Annotated in this window: 16 protein-coding genes and 3 pseudogenes; 18 read left to right on the top strand and 1 reads right to left on the bottom strand. The window is 36.5% G+C overall.

Annotation, left to right across the window (positions count from 1 at the left end; translation table 11 throughout):
* The first annotated feature begins 76 nt into the window (after positions 1-76).
* The 4 genes and pseudogenes from IGJ45_RS13645 to IGJ45_RS13630 all read left to right on the top strand — a co-directional run bounded on the left by IGJ45_RS13645 (position 77) and on the right by IGJ45_RS13630 (position 1,663).
* A complete protein-coding gene (locus IGJ45_RS13645) occupies positions 77-331 on the top strand; it encodes a DUF302 domain-containing protein (protein WP_231455875.1) in 255 nt (84 codons plus the stop codon).
* Positions 316-703 (top strand): annotated as a pseudogene (locus tag IGJ45_RS13640) (DNA topoisomerase); the annotation flags it as partial. The gene IGJ45_RS13645 and the pseudogene IGJ45_RS13640, both read left to right, overlap by 16 nt.
* Positions 694-1,323, top strand: a pseudogene (locus IGJ45_RS13635) (IS3-like element IS1485 family transposase); the annotation flags it as partial. The pseudogenes IGJ45_RS13640 and IGJ45_RS13635, both read left to right, overlap by 10 nt.
* A gap of 85 nt (positions 1,324-1,408) precedes the next feature.
* Positions 1,409-1,663, top strand: coding sequence for a hypothetical protein (locus IGJ45_RS13630; RefSeq protein WP_029486376.1), 255 nt, complete (start codon positions 1,409-1,411; stop codon positions 1,661-1,663).
* 191 nt (positions 1,664-1,854) lie between these two features.
* Here IGJ45_RS13630 and IGJ45_RS13625 read toward each other — a convergent pair whose 3' ends face one another.
* The gene (locus IGJ45_RS13625) at positions 1,855-2,772 is read right to left on the bottom strand and encodes an ArsR/SmtB family transcription factor (protein ID WP_096711203.1); all 918 of its coding nucleotides are present in this window, start codon (positions 2,770-2,772) and stop codon (positions 1,855-1,857) included.
* Positions 2,773-3,015: 243 nt separating this feature from the next.
* On the opposite strand from IGJ45_RS13625, the gene IGJ45_RS13620 reads away from it, so the two are divergent.
* The 14 genes and pseudogenes from IGJ45_RS13620 (at position 3,016) to IGJ45_RS13555 (ending at position 19,106) form a co-directional block, all read left to right on the top strand.
* Positions 3,016-4,293: an extracellular solute-binding protein gene (locus IGJ45_RS13620; protein WP_096711202.1), complete on the top strand. Its 1,278-nt coding sequence runs from the start codon at positions 3,016-3,018 to the stop codon at positions 4,291-4,293.
* A gap of 234 nt (positions 4,294-4,527) precedes the next feature.
* On the top strand, positions 4,528-5,448 hold the full coding sequence (locus IGJ45_RS13615) for a carbohydrate ABC transporter permease (RefSeq protein ID WP_051661444.1): 921 nt from the start codon (positions 4,528-4,530) through the stop codon (positions 5,446-5,448).
* 12 nt (positions 5,449-5,460) lie between these two features.
* Positions 5,461-6,306: a carbohydrate ABC transporter permease gene (locus IGJ45_RS13610; RefSeq protein ID WP_029486382.1), complete on the top strand. Its 846-nt coding sequence runs from the start codon at positions 5,461-5,463 to the stop codon at positions 6,304-6,306.
* Between the two features lie 6 nt (positions 6,307-6,312).
* Positions 6,313-6,732, top strand: a complete 420-nt coding sequence (locus IGJ45_RS13605; RefSeq protein ID WP_029486383.1) for a hypothetical protein — start codon at positions 6,313-6,315, stop codon at positions 6,730-6,732.
* Between the two features lie 66 nt (positions 6,733-6,798).
* Complete coding sequence (locus IGJ45_RS13600; RefSeq protein ID WP_029486384.1) at positions 6,799-8,604, top strand: glycoside hydrolase family 2 protein; 1,806 nt, start codon at positions 6,799-6,801, stop codon at positions 8,602-8,604.
* Positions 8,605-8,867: 263 nt separating this feature from the next.
* On the top strand, positions 8,868-10,637 hold the full coding sequence (locus IGJ45_RS13595; RefSeq protein ID WP_096711201.1) for a glycoside hydrolase family 2 protein: 1,770 nt from the start codon (positions 8,868-8,870) through the stop codon (positions 10,635-10,637).
* A gap of 958 nt (positions 10,638-11,595) precedes the next feature.
* Positions 11,596-11,955 (top strand): IS66 family insertion sequence element accessory protein TnpB, encoded by a 360-nt coding sequence (gene tnpB / locus IGJ45_RS13590; RefSeq protein WP_029486387.1) that lies wholly within the window; start codon positions 11,596-11,598, stop codon positions 11,953-11,955.
* Positions 11,956-12,042: 87 nt separating this feature from the next.
* Positions 12,043-13,017, top strand: coding sequence for an IS66 family transposase (gene tnpC / locus IGJ45_RS13585; RefSeq protein WP_051661445.1), 975 nt, complete (start codon positions 12,043-12,045; stop codon positions 13,015-13,017).
* A gap of 1,156 nt (positions 13,018-14,173) precedes the next feature.
* Positions 14,174-15,364, top strand: a pseudogene (locus tag IGJ45_RS13580) (IS256-like element ISLgar5 family transposase).
* A 534-nt stretch (positions 15,365-15,898) separates the two neighbouring features.
* On the top strand, positions 15,899-16,471 hold the full coding sequence (locus IGJ45_RS13575) for a Dps family protein (protein ID WP_002292150.1): 573 nt from the start codon (positions 15,899-15,901) through the stop codon (positions 16,469-16,471).
* A gap of 144 nt (positions 16,472-16,615) precedes the next feature.
* Entirely contained in the window at positions 16,616-17,320 is a 705-nt protein-coding gene (locus IGJ45_RS13570; RefSeq protein WP_003125436.1) for a Crp/Fnr family transcriptional regulator, read from the top strand.
* A gap of 228 nt (positions 17,321-17,548) precedes the next feature.
* Positions 17,549-17,887 carry a hypothetical protein gene (locus IGJ45_RS13565; RefSeq protein ID WP_096711217.1) on the top strand — a complete coding sequence of 113 codons (339 nt, stop codon included), beginning with the start codon at positions 17,549-17,551 and terminating at the stop codon, positions 17,885-17,887.
* A complete protein-coding gene (gene lgt, locus IGJ45_RS13560; protein WP_096711218.1) occupies positions 17,872-18,726 on the top strand; it encodes a prolipoprotein diacylglyceryl transferase in 855 nt (284 codons plus the stop codon). Before IGJ45_RS13565 ends, lgt begins: the two co-directional genes overlap by 16 nt.
* 146 nt (positions 18,727-18,872) lie before the next feature.
* On the top strand, positions 18,873-19,106 hold the full coding sequence (locus tag IGJ45_RS13555) for a heavy-metal-associated domain-containing protein (RefSeq protein ID WP_003125439.1): 234 nt from the start codon (positions 18,873-18,875) through the stop codon (positions 19,104-19,106).
* Positions 19,107-19,108: the final 2 nt, after the last annotated feature.

Raw genomic sequence — 19,108 nt, 5'->3', positions numbered from 1 at the left:
TTCAAAGCAGATTCTAAAAAAGTCGATTCCACAAAATATACATGAAATGAAAAATGGAGGAATATAAGTGAACTTTATGTATGAAGTTAAAACAACTAAATCATTCCAAGCGGCAACAGAAGCACTCATTGAGAAACTCAAAGAAAGAGAATTTGGTGTATTGTATCAAGTTAATTTTAAAGAAAAAATTAAATCTAAAGGGTTAGATTTCCCTACAAATTTTGAGGTATTAGAAGTATGTAATCCAAAACAAGCAAAAGAAGTATTGGAAAAACGTATTGAAGTTGGCTACTTTTTACCGTGTAAACACGCCAAATTGCCGATTGGTTGATCGGCATGAACGCAAGCCCTTTGTATACGTTAAATTTACAACAGAAGGGCGTACAAGGTACATTTTCCCTAGGACGTGTTCAAACGCCCACCTTATACCTTATTTTTCAGCGCCAGGAAGCCATAGAGAATTTTAAAAAAGAACCTTTTTTCGAGGTGGAAGCTAGTATAAAAGTAAACCAAGGGTCATTTAAGGGCGTTCTAAGCCCCACACAGCGTTTTAAAACCCAAGAGGAGCTTTTTAGCTTTTGTTTCTTCTAAACAAGCTAAAATAGGCAATCAAGAGGGGATAATTGCTGATGTTCAAACCAAAGAGAAGAAAACGAATAGTCCGAGTTTGTTTTCTTTAAGTAGTTTGCAATCAAATCAGAACTTGAAGAAGTAGTCGCTGAAGAATTTATCCGCAGCCGAAAGGCCTACGGCTCAAGAAAAATAAAAAAAGCCTTATCAAAACGAGGCATTCAGATCAGCCGACGAAAAATTAGTACAATCATGAAAAATAGAGGATTAAAATCGAGCTATACTGTTGCTTATTTTAAAGTACATCATTCTACTTGCAATGAAGCCAAAACGACAAACGTATTGAATCGTAAATTCTTAAGAGACAACCCATTAGAAGCGATCGTAACAGACTTGACTTATGTACGAGTCGGGAAAAAATGGAATTATGTCTGTTTCATTTTGGATCTGTTCAATCGAGAAATTCTCGGCTATTCTTGTGGAGAACATAAAGATGCCGTTCTAGTAAAAAAAGCATTTAGCCGTATCAAACAACCTCTGACAGAGGTTGAGATTTTTCATACTGATCGTGGAAAAGAGTTTGATAACCAAGCTATTGATGAATTATTAACAACTTTTGACATCAATCGATCATTGAGTCATAAAGGCTGTCCTTTTGATAATGCCGCAGCTGAATCAACTTATAAGTCGTTGAAAGTAGAATTTGTCTATCAATATACATTTGAAACCTTACAACAATTGGATTTGGAGTTATTACATTGATTTTAATGAAGATCAGTTTACTGTACGGATAAAAAATGGAACGTACCAAGAAGAACGTTTTTTTAATGAGGCACTAATGGAACTGTTAGAGCCGGTGCAAGATACTCGTTATTTAGTAGAAATTAATAATCGCTACTTTACTGTTCCAAAGGATTTAGCGCGCAATAAAGAAGCTGCTAATAGTTTTCTACGAGAAATCAAGCGGAAACAAAGAAATTGTCGCCTTGTTTACACAAGAAATTTATTAGGAAGACAAAAGTTATTGCAAGCTCGTATAAAAGCTTTGCAGCAAAGAAATCATAAAATCGTCCAAGAACATCTGTGGTATTGAGAAATCTTTCGTTTGATTAGTGCTGTTTTCTACAATGAATTATGAACATCTTCGCTCGTATGAAAATATACTTGTGTCATTGATGATACGTCCTTTAAATTTGCTTTTTAGTCAAAAAAGGCTTAAGGAACGTATCATCAATGATTTTTTTTGGTGTTCTTTTTATGAAATTGTGTGGGAGACATTTAATTCTAAGATTGTTTCTCTAAATAATACGTATTGATGAGAATATCTTGATTGTAATTTCCAAATCCTTTACCAAAAAGTGTCATACCTCCTTTATTGATAGCGTTTGACTCTACTGAGAATCGAAGCTTAATAAATGGATGCTTAGTGAGTTCTAAATCATCAATAGTAATATCAGAATAGGCTTCCCCATCAATTCCAGTATCTAATTTATTGATCCGTACATGCTTCAATAAACCATATTGACTAAAATTGCTGTTCCACCAAGAAGGGGTATAACGACCTCGAGTATCAGAGAAATTTCCAGGCACAGTATAAACAGCAACCAATATGTCATTAACATAAATGGAGATGTCACTAGGCCAAACATTATTTGAGAGTGGAAACTCTGAAGCGATTTCGAAACTTATTTCTAACATATTAGGATCTTCATCGTCTGTTAACAAATTTGGAATTTTATATTCTACAAATCCCTCGCTGAACCACAACAAAGCAGCATCAACACGCTTGGTATCCATAAAGTATTTAGGGTCATCTGCTTTTCCTACGACTTCTTGGGGAGTTGCCAGACCACAAGTTGGTAAAATAGAAAAGTCTACAAAATGACCAATTTTTAATTCCGTTTGATGAATTTTGAATTCTTGATAAACCTTTTCTGGAAAGACAACATGAATATCATCGACTTTTAAGTACACCATTTTTTTGTTTCGGTGGGTGCCAACGCCTCGCTCGGAATGTAATAATCCTGCATCTTCCATCTGTTGTACGTGTCGAGTTACGATAGCGTTGCTCATTCCTAAATATTTCGAAATTTCACCAATACTTCTTTTTTTATTACCAATGTACTTTAGCATCTTTAAACGAGTTTTACTGGCTAAGGATTCATAAACAGGCAAAGAATGTAATTCGAGATCAAGTTCCATTATATACAGACTCCTTTAACTAAAAAGTAAAATATAATAGTAGTGCTTTCATTATAATGCAATATCTGTTTAACTGTAAAGTTGTTTTTGATAAATAGTTTGATAACAATATTGACATCGCTTTCATGGAATGATAATTTAAGTTTGTACAAGGGTTTTATATCTATAAATACTTTTTTGTTAATTTTAAAAAAAGTATTTATAAAAGTATATTTAACCTAAAAGTAAAATGGAGGGGAAAAAATGAATACGAAAAAAATAGCAGGAATGGTACTGATGGCTGGTGTAGGATTTACATTATTGACAGGATGCGGTGGAGGAAATTCATCTTCAACAAATGCTGGGAATAGTAAGAACGAAATTACTTTTTGGAATCCTTTCGTAGGTGCTGATGGCGAAAATTTAAAAAAGATGGTCGATGAATATAATAAAACAGATCCGGAATTCAAAATAAAAAATGTCTCACTTAAAGAATCTGATATGTATACAAAAATTCCTACTGTTGTTAATTCAGGTAGAAATATCCCTGATTTAAATATTGTTCACGCGGAACGTATTAAACAATATAAAGATAATGACATGCTAGTAACTTTTGATGATGTATTAAAAGATTTTCCCGATATAAAAGATGAAAATTATGTTCCAGAAGCATGGAATCTAGGAGAAATTGATGGTGCTCGGTATAGTGTTCCATTAGACATCCATAGTTATGGTATCTACTATAATAAGGAATTATTGGATAAATATTTACCAACTGCTTTAGATGATAATATTATTACTTTCGATGAAATAGAAGAAATTGGTAAGAAAGCTGAAAATGATGATATTCGAGGATTAGGAATCACATGGACAAAACCTAACTTCTTATCTTTATTTGCGCAAGAAGGCGGGGAGCTAAGCCAAGATGGTACAGCACCTACTCTAGATACAGATGCTACGAAAAAGGCGATTCAGCGATATGCTGATATGTACAAGGAAAATATTACTACTCGAGATGGTGAAGATCCAGCACAACTATTCTTAGCAGGTAAGATGGTTCTTTTTCCTGAAGGGATCTGGATGCGTAATCAAGTAAAAGAAGCAAAATTTGAATGGGGCTTGACGAACTCACCTCAATTAAGTAATGATCTTTCAAATGCAGTAAACTGGGCATCTTCTCATCAATTTGTTATGTTCAAAAATAAAGATCGTTCTGAAGAGAAAACAAAAGGAATAATGGAATTTTTGGATTGGGTGCGTACCAACTCTTTAGAATGGGCCAAAGCAGGACAAAACCCAGCGACATTAGATCTGTTAGACAATAGTGAATATACAGATATGGAACAATCCCTATTTGTTAATACACCAGAGGAACTAGCGACACTGAAAATTTTTGATTACAAATATAACGGTTTTGTAGCTGAGTACTTAGATGCTCATGCATTAGATGTTATATTTGGAAAAATGTCAGTTGATGACTTTGCATCAGGTATGCAAAAAGAAGTAGCAGATAAAATCGCCAAAGACAATTCCAATAATTAATAACAAGCAATTGTGATATAGAGTGCAAAATCCGGACTATATTTAAACTACAGACTTGTTTATTTCCTTGAATGCAACGTATCAAAAGAAACAATGATGTAATTATATAGTTCGGTTTTTGTTTTAAAAAAAGTAATGAAGTAGAAATGGTTTCTTTACATACTCTTATCGAGAGAATATTAGTTAAGAAAACTTTTCTCTTATCCCAATTATTTAAGAAAGGAAAAACACACTATGATGGCAACGAATAGTGAATCAATAACTACTTCAAGTAAAGGAAAGCACCATCAAACGAAAAAATTAATACCATGGTTATTTATAGCGCCGCATCTAGTTATATTTACCATCTTCTTTTTAATTCCTGTTATTTTTGGTATCTATGTATCTTTTACTGACTGGGACTTATTTGGGGTTCCGACTTTTGTAGGGTTAGACAATTATAAGGAATTATTTTTCCAAAAAGATTCCACTTTCTATGGACAGTTGCGTATAGGGTTATTAAACACTTTTAAATTTGTACTTTTTTCAGTTCCTTTTTGTATAGCAGTACCATTAGTATTGGCAGCAGCTCTAAATACAAAACCTAAACTAGGGAAAATTTTTCAGTCAATATTCTATATGCCATCCCTTTTTGCTATTTCAGCAGTAGTAATTATATGGACATTGATTTTCAATGTAAATTATGGACCAATAAATACTATGTTGAATTCCAATATACCTTGGACTAGCACACAGCCATATGCATGGGTGACTCTCGTTGTTGTGACTGTATGGTGGACAATTGGAGGAAATATGGTTATCTATCAGGCTGCATTGAACGGGATTCCCAAGGATTATTATGAAGCTGCAGATATTGATGGAGCCAATTCAATTCAAAAATTTCTGAAAATCACACTGCCTGCAATCAAAGGCCAAATTTTATATACGTTAGTGATGACAACTATTGCTCAATTCAATATTTATGGACAACCATTGATGCTGACAGGTGGGGGGCCAGCCGATTCCACACGAGTATTATTAATGTATATTCAGCAAAATGCTTTTGGTTCAGGACAATCAATTGCTGGTATTGCTTCAGCTATGGCGGTTATATTGGGAGTTTGTATTATGATCGTATCAGCTATCCAGTTTAAATTGTTACGCAAGGAAGACTAGGGGGAATATATGATGAGTAAAAAGAAAAGATTTTCCATTTCACAGTTAGTCGCTTTTATATTCTTATTTGCGATGGCATGTATCTGGATTATTCCTCTGGGATATGGGGTATTAACATCTTTTAAATCAGAGATGGAACTTATGACTTCTGGATTTAAAATCATGCCGATCGAATGGGTTTTGACCAATTATCAAGAGTTATTGATAAATAATACAAGTACCCCAATAATTCGCTGGTTTACGAATTCTCTATTGATCTCTGTTTCGCATACTTTGTTAGTATTGGTTGTCGTTTCCCTGTCTGCTTTTGCGTATAGTCGCTTAAATTTTAAGGGGAAACATGCATTGTTTTCATTCTTGTTAGCCACAATGATGTTCCCAAGTGTTGTGAATCTGATTCCTCTATATAAAATAATTGATATTCTTGGTTGGGTAAATACACCATTAGCTATGATTGTCCCGGGTGCGGCAGGTGTGTTTAATATTTTCCTGGTAAAACAGTTTATGGATAATATCCCAAAAGATTTTGATGAAGCCGCTCAAATTGATGGCGCGAGTGAAGGCACAATTTTCTTTAAAATAATCTTACCACTAATTAAACCAGTACTATTAGTAGTTTCATTATTTGCTTTTACCGGATCATGGAATGATTTTTTATGGCCTTCAATCGTTTTTAATGATATCGAAAAAATGCCGATTACATCTGGCTTGCAGCTATTACAAGGAATGTATGTGTCCAAACCAACTTTGCTGATGGCAGGTGCATTGATAGCTATCGTACCAACGTTCATTTTGTACTTGTTTGCACAAAAATATTTTCTACAGTCTATGTCATTGTCTGCAGGTGTGAAAGGATGATTCTAGTTGGATAGAAAAGTTGAACGACGAATGGTTTGTACAATTGGTATCTGGCAAATTATCGATGGCTTGATAACAATTTTATATTTTGGATTATATAAATTAGCTCCTTTGAGTGGAAAAATAGCTAGTGAAATGTCTAGTCAGGCAAGTCAAACATTAAACAGTAGCATGTTTACCCTAACCTGTACATTTGGTTCATTGTTGATTGGCTTAGGTATTATGAACCTTGTGATAGCAAAACGTTATTTGAAAGATGAGCAAATTGCTAAAAAGATAGGCTTTTTTCTATTGGCACAAGGGATATTTTCCTATTTTATCTTAGATATACCTTCAATGGTTCTAAGTATTGCAACAGGTGTAGTTTACTTTGCTAAAAATAAAGCAATGAAGCGAATGGTCATTGCTAATACAAAGGTTAATTGAATCGTGAAAAAGAGATGACATTGCATAGCAATCAAATAAAATTTGTTAAAAAGAGAGGTAGAAAAAATGAGAAGTGAATATCCTCGTCCGCAATTTGTCAGAAAAGATTGGCAAAATTTAAATGGAGAGTGGGCATTTGCATTTGATGATAAGGATATGGGAAAAAGAGATCAATGGTTTATTAAACCAGAAGTCTTTGATAAAAAAATTCAGGTTCCTTTTGTCTATCAAACTAAATTAAGTGGAATTAACAGTCAAGAAATTCATGATATTGTTTGGTATCAAAAGCAATTCAATTGGACGGAAAATCCAAACAAGCGGTGCTTACTCCATTTTGGGGCAGTAGATTATCAAGCAGAAGTATATGTGAATGGTCTTTTAGCAGGAACACATACTGGTGGACACACTCCGTTTTCACTTGATATTAGTCAATTAGTAAAAGAAAACGATAATATCTTGACTGTACGAGTACAAGACTTTCATGATAGTGAAGAGATTCCTCGTGGGAAACAATTCTGGAAACCAGAATCTTCAAGCATATGGTACACCAATACTACCGGTATCTGGCAGACAGTATGGCTAGAGCCGGTTGAAGAGTTCTTTATAAAAAACGTAAAGTTCACACCTAATATTGATAACGGAACAGTAGATATTGCTATAAAAATCAATAAGTTAGCAGCAAATCAATATATTAGGTATTCTATTTCATTCAAGGGCGAGTTACTAGTTGAGGATGTTATTAAAGTTGCCACTCAAGAAATCATTCGAACAGTGGATATATATGATAAAACAATTTTCCGCAGCAACTTTCATGGTGATGGCTGGACTTGGTCTCCTCGTACCCCTAACTTATTTGATGTAGAGTTAGAGCTGGAAGATCAACAAAAAGGTATTCTAGACCATGTATCTTCTTATTTTGGAATGCGCAAAGTCCATACGGAGAACGGGATGGTTTTTTTAAACAATCAACCATTTTATCAAAAGCTGGTATTAGATCAAGGGTATTGGCCAGATGGGCTATTGACAGCGCCAACAGATGAAGACTTTAAAAAAGATATTCAATTAGCCAAGGATATGGGATTTAATGGCTGCCGTAAGCATCAAAAGATAGAAGATCCACGCTTCTTATATTGGGCAGATCAGATGGGTTATATCGTATGGGGAGAATGCGCATCAACGATATCTTATTCTCCTGATGCAGTGACGAATCTAACAAACGAATGGTTTGAAATAATAGAGAGGGATTATAACCATCCATCCATCATCACTTGGGTACCGTTAAATGAAAGTTGGGGCGTACCTGAAATTCATAGTAATAAACAACAACAAAGCTTTTCACAAGGAATCTACTATATGTTACATGCCTTGGATCGAACTCGGCTAGTTATATCTAATGATGGTTGGGAAATGACTGAAACTGATATCTGTGCTATTCATAACTATTCACATGGACAAAAAAATGAGATTAATAAATATAATCATTTCAGAAAGACGTTAAAAAATGTAGAAGGCCTAGTTCATATGCCACCTGGAAAATGGGCAATTTTTGCAGAAGGATTTGAATATAAAGGGCAGCCAATTCTTTTGACAGAATTTGGTGGTATTGGATACAAAGTGAATGGTCAAGTTGGATGGGGATACACTACTGTTGAAAATGATGATCAATATTTAGAAGACTATAAACGTATAATGGATGCGATTTATGATTCAGAAGCTCTCTGGGGCTACTGCTATACCCAGCTTACTGATGTGGAACAAGAAATCAATGGGATTCTAACATATGATCGTCAGCCAAAAGTCGATTTAGAAAAAATCAAAGAAATCAATGAACAGTATTTCCCTGAACGTATCAATCTAAGAGGACAATGGTAAATATCAACTATACCAAAGTGATAAAATTACTCAGTTCATTTTTATGATTAAGCCATTTAGTGTTCTTACAGAGATTTAACTATATCCAGAAGTCGACACTAAACAGCAGATTTTGAAGGTAGGCATGAAATTTACCGATAATAATAAAAATTGTGATTGTATAATCTTATCTTTAATAATAATGGAAAATTTTTATTGGTATATCATCATTTTATAACACAACAGCTAGACATAATCAGCAAATTTAAGGAGAAAATAGACATATGGAAATAGAAAGAAAATCGCACCCCCGACCACAATTTATCCGCAAAAATTGGCGTTTGCTTAATGGGACGTGGGATTTTAGATTTGATGATGATAATAATGGATTAATTAAAGATTGGTCTAAGGGATTTAAAGCAGAAACAACTATTAATGTGCCATTTACTTATGAAACCAAGGCTAGCGGAATACACAGAGAAGAACCGCATTCTGTGGTATGGTACCAAAAATGTTTTGAGTCTGACGAAGATAAAAAACTATTGACTTTGTATTTTGAAGGCGTTGATTATAATTCTTCTGTATGGGTGAACAATACCCTAGTAGGAACTCATCAAGGTGCATATGAGCGGTTTTCTTTCGATATTTCGTCCTTAGTGGTTAAAGGAGAGAATAGGATTGTTTTAAGAGTAGAAGACTCACTTGATTGTGAACAGCCTCGAGGAAAACAGAGATGGAAAAAAGACAATTTTGGTTGTTGGTATATTCAAAATACAGGAATTTGGAAATCAGTTTGGCTTGAAGAAAAGATATCTCCAATTTCATTAGAAATGGTGAAAATTACCCCTAATCTGGATGAAGATCAAGTGGTATTTCAGCCAAATGTGAATGCACCAATCAAGTTTAGTGAGGATTTGATTTTTGAAGCAATTATTACTTTTGAAGAAGAACTGATTAGTAAAGTTCAAGGTAGTTTGCATCAGAAAATGCAGAGATTTACTTTGGATACTCGTTCTAAAGAAGATCCTAATTGGGGTACTAAAGTTTGGTGTCCCAATGATCCCAATTTATATAATGTAACTTTTCGGTTATATAATTCAGATAAGCAACTTTTAGATGAAGTATCTAGTTATTTTGGAATGCGAAAAATTCATATAAAAAATGGTCAAATCTTATTAAACAATACGACATTATACCAACGATTAATTTTGGATCAAGGCTATTGGCCAGAATCATCTATTACACCGCCTTCTGTTGAAGCAATGGAGTTAGATTTATCTCGCATAAAGGATTTAGGTTATAACGGATTACGAAAACACCAGAAGATAGAAGATGAACGATTCTTGTACCTATGCGATAAAATGGGGATGTTGGTGTGGAGTGAGATGCCTTCAACCTATGTTTTCAATGATATCGCTGTAGAAAATTTTGCTTCTGAATGGCAAGCAATCATTAAGCAATACTACAACCATCCAAGTATTATTACGTGGGTACCCTTCAATGAATCATGGGGAATTAAAGATATTGCTCATAGTAAAGAGCAGCAAGCTTTTACTGAAATGATTTATTATTTGACAAAAGCATATGACCCAGAACGACCAGTTATTACAAATGACGGTTGGGTGCATACTATTTCTGATATTTTAACATTACATGATTATGAAGAATATGGAGAGATGCTTGCAACTCGTTATGCTGATAAAGAGGCGATTGTTAATAACAAAATTCAATTTAATAATGATTTTTTTGCCTTTGCAAATGGATACACATATAAAAATCAACCGGTAATAATTTCAGAATTTGGCGGGATTGCATTTTCAACTGCAAAAGAAAGTGAATGGGGGTATGGCCATCAAGTAGTATCAAATGAAGAATTTATGACTCGCTTTGATAAGGTGCACAAGGCTATTCAAGATTTACCATATGTAGTGGGATATTGTTATACACAACTGACAGACGTAGAACAAGAGGTCAATGGATTACTTGATTTAAACCGCCAACCCAAAATCGAGGTTTCCCAAATTGCTGAGATTAATGCACGCCGTTTGAAGTAAACTGAATAATAACAGAAAGTAATATGAAGCAGAAATCAACAATTTTTATCTGATTTTATTAATGAGTGAGCACTTTGAAGATGCTAAAAGTATCTGAAATAAAAAACTACCCGCTATATAGGGGATAGATCTATGGCTGTATCCTCAAAGATTTTATTTCTGATGTACAATATACTATAAGTTTCTCTCTTACATCTTTCAGGGTGAATAAGCTTGCGAATTCATGGGTGTTTGATAAGATACCAAACCTTCCCGACCCTATTCTATAGGTCGGGTTATTTGACGTACAGGTACTATCCTATGGGGCGCTTACCAATTCTTTAAACTTCCTCAACAATAAACTTTTTTCCCCTGTTCGCTTGACAAGAAACAACCGTTTTCATGAGAATATAGCCAGATAATTTAAATCAAATAAAAAAGGCACCTTGCAGTTCCGTCGGTAGCGAAACTACAAGGCCTTGATAAGTCAAATCAGCTGACCATCAAGTTGCCATAGTTAGTGCAAGCACTAACCTTGTTTATTGTACCTAATTTTTTACTGGATTTCCACCGGTTTACTGGAATTTTTTGATCAAGTTAGGTCGATTTTTAGGGAATTGTTGCTCGTTTATTTGCTATGTCAGAGGTATTGGACAGTTGTCTGGTACCTCTTTTTTTATTTTATTTGGCTGTCAGAAAGTAAGCCCGATGAAATTAACCGCATAGAAAGCCGGAAATTCTTCCTGTATGATAAGACTATCTTAATCAGAAGGAGGAATTTTTGTTATGCCAAAACAACCCCATCACACCATCGTCCCCGTCTCACTCATAAATGAAATAAGCCAACATACTGTCTCGCCTGCTCCATCATCTCCCATGAAACTTGCTGCGAAAATCCAATGCAAGAAGCAAGAAGTTCGAATTTATAACGGGATTGACAAATATATTCTCTATGCTCTGTTAAAGGAGTTGAAGTCACATGATTCTTGACTACACTAAAATAAACCACCTCTACCTTGTTTGTGGACATACAGATATGCGTAAAGGAATTGATGGCTTAGCCGCCGTAATTCAAAACCAATTTGAATTAGATATCTATCAAGAGGCCTCATTATTTCTTTTTTGTGGTAGACGTGCCGATCGGTATAAAGCACTGTTTTGGAATCAAGATGGATTCACATTGCTTTATAAACGAATCGATTCAGGAAAATTACAATGGCCACGAAATGAATTGGAGGTCAAAAAATTGACGCAACGTGAGTTGCGTTGGCTATTAGAAGGGTTAAAAATTGAGCAGCCAAGGGCTATCACAAACGCACGAACTGGTGGTTCATTCTAATAACCCCCTCGATAAAATTAGTTCGTGACCATTCAGGTCTCATTTGATAAACTAGAAGAAACAAAGCGATAAGAATGGACTGAGCAGATGGCGACAAATACCGAATTAGAAGAACAAAATGCTGAATTACTGGCGAGACTAGATCAACTACTTGAGCAAAATATGGAACTGTCCAATCAGGTCGCCAACTTAACAAAAATGTTATTCGGGTCTCGTAGTGAAAAAACGCGCTATTCTCAGGAAGAGATTCCTCAGAACCAAACGTCTTTATTTGATGAGCCATCCGATTTTTTCGGCCAACCAGAAAAGGAAGAAGGTGAAATTAGCCGTATAACCGTTATCTCCACGCACACTCGCAAGCATCGCGTCCCTGGGTGGAAAGAAAAACAGTTGGAAAATCTCCCCACTGAAGAATATCATCACCGCCTCGAAGAACCAGTTTATTTGTGTTGCTACGGCGAGATGAAAGAACTTGGTACCAAGGAGTTCCTTGGAAACTGGCAGGGATTGATTTTGTGTGACGGCTATTCGGTCTATCGGCAGTTGCCCGGTATCAAGTTCGCCCATTGTTGGGCACATGCTCGACGAAAATGGGTCGAAGCCTTAGAATTAGGTGGGAAAGCTTCGAGTCCAGCGGTTCGCTTGGGTAAAATGGTGTGTGATGCGCTTTTTCGTATGGAACGGGATTGGCAAGAAATGCCAATTATGGCACGAGATCAATTGCGTCAAAAATTTGCGAGACCACTGTTGGAAGACTTTTATCGTTGGTTGGAGACGCAATTCGCTGCGCCAAAATCTGCCTTGGACAAAGCGATCACCTATTGCTTGAATCAAAAAGCCGGCCTGTTGAAGTTTCTGGAAGTTCCTGCGTTGCCGATTCATAATAACGGTGCAGAGAATGCAATTCGTCCGCTAACATTGGGCAAAAAGAATTGGTTATTTTCTACAAGTGAAGCGGGTGGAAAAGCCAATGCCATCTATTTGAGCTTGGTGGAAACCTGTAAAGCAAATCACATCGATTTTCGCCAATATCTGGAAAAGCTATTAATTGAATTGACATAAGTCGATTTGATTCAGGAACCTGAGAAAATCAACGACTATCTCCCTTGGTCGTTGGCGATTATCGAAAGCTGCCAGCCAGCCAAAAATATGAAAAAAGCAGCCTGATTTCAAAAAAATGGATGAAATCAGGCTATTTGTCATGCTTTTTTTTATTTGGAGCTATCGGCGTCCATTTTAACGGGCTTACGAATAGATGATGGCTATTTTCGAAAAAGTCTCTTACTTTATTTCTATTGATCATCGGTAAAGTATCGTTAGTCAGTCACAAATAAAGTCAAACACTTGGAGCGGGTGACGAGTAGTGAATTTGATCAATTTAAAAATATAGTAGTGTTTGAAAAGCTGCAGCGTGAAATTGAACAAGCAAAAATGAGTCAAGAGTCAGACCTGTTTAGGAGAAAGAGGAAGGTTAAGGAAAATTATTACTTTATCAATAGTGTGGATCCAGAGAGCCAAACGATGTGTATTTAGGAAGTGGATGCATAAGTAATTGCTACGTCGATACCAATATACCAGGCACTACCAGTACTATCTTTTTTAGCTGAAGCCATGCGGTTTTTCACTTTATCTACTCAGACTCTACCAAGTAAGTAGAAGATGTTTTCATGTTGGTCAGCTACTTTAGGGATAATTCTTGGCACACCACCTGGAGAAAGTAATATTTTATCGTAAATTTCTGTTGCTTCTTTATCGTTAGTGCTGTGTGTAGTAATTTCCTTAGTATCAGGGTTGATAGTAATAATGCTTGTGTTCATGAAGATATCAACGCATTATTCTTTATATGCTGTTTCAATTGCATAGTGTAATTCATCTGAAGATTTTGAAATATCTTATAAATAGGATTGAATACCACATGATAAGAATGAAGCGATAGAATCAGTTCCGAGCACAAAAATTTCTGTATTGTGACTGCTTTTGGTAAGGGTTTGAAAGGCTTAGAAATCTACATGTGAAGTTCCTATTATGACGTATTCATTCGTATTACCTCCATGTTTCCATATCTATCCAATCTAACTTAAATATTATACTCTATGTTAGTTATATTGTATCTGACTTTGTGAAGAGAGTGTAAAATATTTTGTGTAAATAGAAAAAAGGAAGTCCCTTCTGTAGAATAGAGTTACCACAACACATTCACAGAAGAGAGGACTTCCCTATGAACGATTTTACTACAGAAATTCTAAAGACTCTAGCGAACAAAGGCGATTTGAATGAATTATTCCGTGTCCATTTGGAGAAAGCAGTCAATACGCTTCTCAAAACGGAGTTAACGGCTTTCCTAGATTACGAAAAGTATGATCGCATTGGTTTTAACACGGGTAATTCTCGTAACGGCTCCTATGACCGTACGGTCAAGACCGAGTATGGGGAACTTCATCTCCAGATTCCGCGCGACCGCAATGGTGAGTTCAAGCAACAGACTGTTCCTGCTTATAGACGGACGAATGACACGTTAGAGGAGACCGTCATTCACCTCTTCCGAAAAGGTATTACCATGTCGGAAATCGCAGACTTGATTGAGAAAATGTATGGGCATCACTACATGCCCCAAACCATGTCCAATATAACAAAATCATTTACAGAAGAGGTAACGGCGTTTAAAGGGCGGGAGCTTCATGACCGTTATGCTGCTATTTATATGGACGCAACGTATATTCCGTTAAAGCGGAAAACCGTCGCCAAGGAAGCTATTCATATCGCAGTTGGCATTCGCCCGGACGGATCAAAGGAAGTATTGAGCTATGCGATTGCACCGACTGAATCCATCACGATTTGGGAGGAAATTTTATTGGACCTTCAAGAGCGCGGTTTGAAAAATGTCCTCCTGTTCATCACGGATGGCTTAAAGGGGATGGTAGGAGCGATTAGTCGGTTCTATCCCAAAGCTCGTTTTCAACATTGTTGTGTACACGTTTCCCGTAATATCAGTCACAAAGTGCGTGTCGATGATCGTAAGGAAGTCTGTGATGATTTTAAAATGGTGTATCAAGCCTCATCTAAAGAGGTGGCGTTGGAAGCACGTGGTGCTTTTGCGTAAAAATGGAAAACCAGCTATCCAAAAGTGGTTGAATCGATTCTTTCGAACGATCACTTGCTCACTTTCTATGATTTCCCCTTGGCCATACGCAAGAGTATTTATTCTACGAACTTGATTGAATCCTTTAATAAGCAAATCAAGAAATACAGCCACCGCAAGGAACAGTTCCAAAACGAAGAGTCGATGGAACGTTTCTTAGTCTCGTCTTTTGATACTTACAACCAAAAATTCCTAGGTCGCAGTCATAAAGGCTTTCAACAGGCCGAAGGCGAACTTGAACAAATGCTAAGCCAACTGATTGAGAATTAGAAACAATCTGCAGTAGGGAAGAATCATTTACACAAAATTATTGACGCTCCCAAGCTAAAACTCCTATTAATCGATCTACTAAAAATAAATAAAAAATTCTTTTCAATTTTTATTTATGGTATGACATAAATAAAGTAAAGTTATTCTTCTAGGTTAATCTTATTAATACTCTTTCTCACTAGTGTTGCATGCAACACTAGTGAGAAAGAGCATTAAATATACTGCAAGGCAAGACATTTGGTAATTGAAGAATAACAAGCAAAAAAATAGCAGTCAGGTCTCTTGACAAAGTATAGTTGCTATTCTTTTTTTAGGCCCTACTTTAATGAAATTTTTGTTTGGAGGGAACGACTTCATTCCTTTGATTATTTCAGTTGAATTTAATAGAGAAGCCTGGCGTCTATTAAGAAATACTTTTCTTGATGAGCGTCAATTTTTTTAACGGAAATCTATCCTATACTAAATTCAGTAAAGAAAAAGGAGGAATCAAAGAAAGCTATTTTAAACAAACCAAAATTATAGGAGGAATAAATCATGACTGAAAATAAAGCTACTCAAGAAAGAACACCCCAAGAAAGATTGCAAGAAGAACAAGAACACAAGGAACATGTTCATCATACGAAAATTAATGCAGCGGCCATTGCGGATCATCTTTTAGGCAACATGCATACATTACATGTGAAACTGCACCAATATCACTGGTATGTAAAAGGAGCCAATTTCTTTACGTTGCATGAAAAATTTGAAGAGTTGTATAACGAAAATGAAAAATGGTTCGACAAACTTGCGGAGCGTCTAATTACTTCTGGGCATAAACCTGCTTCGACAACGGTTGAATTTGAAAAATATTCGATGCTTTCGGAAGATGCAGTTAATAAATACGCTAAAGCAGAAGACATGGTTGAAAATATTATCGAGGACTTCAGAAGCACTCGTGACCTAACTATTCGCGCGATTCGTTTAGCTCAAGACGAGGGTGACGATGCTTTAGAAGATACATTGATTGCTTTTAAAAATGACTTAGACAAGAACATTTGGATGCTGCAAGCGTTCATTGGTAAAGAAGCATTAGAAGATGATGACGCTCTTGATGAGGATGAAGATTAAGGTAAAAGTAGAAGCTGATTTAAGGATTGGAATTCTTTCCAGTCCTTTTTCCATTTTCTTGATGTGCATCAATTTTTTTGTAGTAAGAGACTTATATAATAAAAGCAGCGAATATAAACAAAATAAATAAAGGGGGAGAATGAATTGACTAAACATACCCATCATGAAATTGGCGACCACGCAGCCTGTATCCGCTTGGTTCCAATATTCAATCACTTAGAGGATAGCGCGATGAATTACATTGCTGAAAAAGCCCACACGAAACAGTATCAAAAAGGAGAGTTTCTGTTTCGTTCACAAGAAAAAGAGGATACTTTATATATTATCAATCGTGGGAAAATCCGTATTTATCGATTGGCAGACTCTGGCAAAGAGCAGCTAGTGCGGATCTTGAACCCTGGTGATTTCACCGGAGAATGGACCTTGTTCAACCCGGATGCAGTACACGAGGAATATGCCGAAGCAACCCGAGATACCGTTGTCTGTATGATTCAGCAAAAAGATGTCCAAGATTTTCTGGAACAATACCCAGCTATTTCTTTAAAACTATTGGCGGAAATGTCTAAACGGTTAGAAAGTTCAGAACGTCAAACGACACAAGTAGCCTTGGAGAGTGTCATTACCCGTTTAGTTTTGTTTTTGGCAGAAAATGTGGAACCTGAAATGGGCAACTCTCCCACCATCACCCTGCCGATGGAAAAAAAGGACATTGCTTCCTATTTAGGAACGACACCTGAGACCATCAGTCGCAAATTTGGAGAATTGGAGGACGAGGGATTGATTCAACAGCTGTCTGGGAAAAGGATCAAGATTCAGGATTTAGATGATTTATTGCTTTACAGCGAATAATCGGACACACTTTTTTCTACACGTTGGTGTTCTGTCGCTCTTCATTAACAACGGGACAGAACTCAGTGCTTTTGCTTCCATCTGTCCGTTTTTGGCTTTTTTAAGACAGAACGACCTTCATTCATTGGAAAAATAAAAGCACAAACATGATAACCCTCAAGTTTTTTTGTTTTATTTTTCTTTAAGATAGGGTTGTCGAACAAAACGTAAAAATAAGTAGGGGTGAATGTGCATTATTTTTGGGTGATAGTTGCCATCACGTTGTCAGCAGCGGGTGCATTCTTTGTCGTCCCTTTCACCAAGAACACGATTGGCGGCGAAGCAAAAACGTCTAACGTTGTTGAGGCAGATAGGTTAGCTATGGAAAAAGAAGAGGAAGTTGTAAAAGGAGCCGGCGTAATCGGACACGGAAAAGTGGCGTATTACGAAGCGAGTGACCAGGGAGATAAAAGTGTATTTACTGTTTGGTTTCCATGGAGCTTAGCCGGAATCTTGTTCAGCATCACCATGACTAGAATGACGCGAAAAATTGAAGAAATGGAGCAAATAGAATGGAAATCGTATTAGGCGTTTTGAATCCCCATGCGGTGGAGATTGGTTCTGTTGTGATTCATTGGTATGGAGTCATTATTGCAGCGGGCATATTAGCGGCTCTCCAGTTGAGCACCAAGGAAGCAAAGAAAAAAGGACTGGAAGAGGATACCGTTATCGATATGGCCTTATGGGCAATTCCGATTGGACTCCTCGGCGCTCGGCTTTATTATGTGTTATTTGAACGTGGTTATTATCTGCAAAATCCAGGACAAATCCTTGCGATTTGGAATGGCGGCATTGCGATTTATGTGGGGTTGATTGCAGGAGGGGGTACGCTATATTGGTATGCAAAGAAAAAAGGTACTTCTTTGGCACTCGTTCTTGATATTTTAGCGCCCAATGTATTGTTAGCCCAGTCCATTGGTCGTTGGGGCAATTTTATGAATCAGGAAGCTCATGGAGGACCGGTTACTCGTCAATTCTTGGAAAATCTTTATTTACCTGAATTTATCATTGAACAAATGAATATCAATGGTACCTACTACCATCCGACTTTTTTATACGAGTCATTGTGGAGTTTGTTGGGCTTTGTCCTCATCGTCACTATACGGAACCGAAAACAGCTTTTGCGTCAAGGAGAAGTCGCTTTGAGTTACGTTTTGTGGTACTCAGTGGGTCGGTTCTTCATTGAAGGTATGCGAACGGACAGTTTATGGATTGGCGAGTGGATCCGCGTTTCGCAAGCCTTGTCTCTGGCCCTGTTTATTGGCGCGATTGTAGTATGGTTTATACGCAGACAAGACTATCCACCAATTTCTTATTATTCTGATGGCAATAAGGGGCAGAAAAAGACTATTAAGATGGTGAATTGAGCAAAAAGATAAAAAGAAGTGCAAAACTTGATATGCGTCAATTTTCGTTTGCTAAAAGTGAGCTATACTACAGTTGTAAAGAGGAAAAGGCAGTGTTCATTAATCTGCTGCGGATAAAATAAAAACACATAAAGGAGATAGGAATTATGGAAAAAGCTATATTGCAATTAGAAACGTTGTCTTGTCCAAGTTGTATGCAAAAAATTGAAGGTGCCTTGAAATCAGTTAACGGTATTGATAAAGACAGCATTAAAGTATTATTCAACTCCAGCAAAGTCAAAACCAATTTTGATTCAGCTGTCACTTCGATTGAAGAGATTCAAAAAGCTATCGAAAACGTAGGCTATCCGGTCCTTAAAGCAAAAGTCAAGGCCGCTTAACA

The sequence above is a fragment of the Enterococcus sp. DIV0574 genome, assembly GCF_051711125.1.
GTDB classification, from domain to species: domain Bacteria; phylum Bacillota; class Bacilli; order Lactobacillales; family Enterococcaceae; genus Enterococcus_D; species Enterococcus_D gallinarum.
The sequence above is the reverse complement of the archived record's forward strand: the minus strand, read 5'-3'. Positions and strand labels throughout refer to the sequence as shown.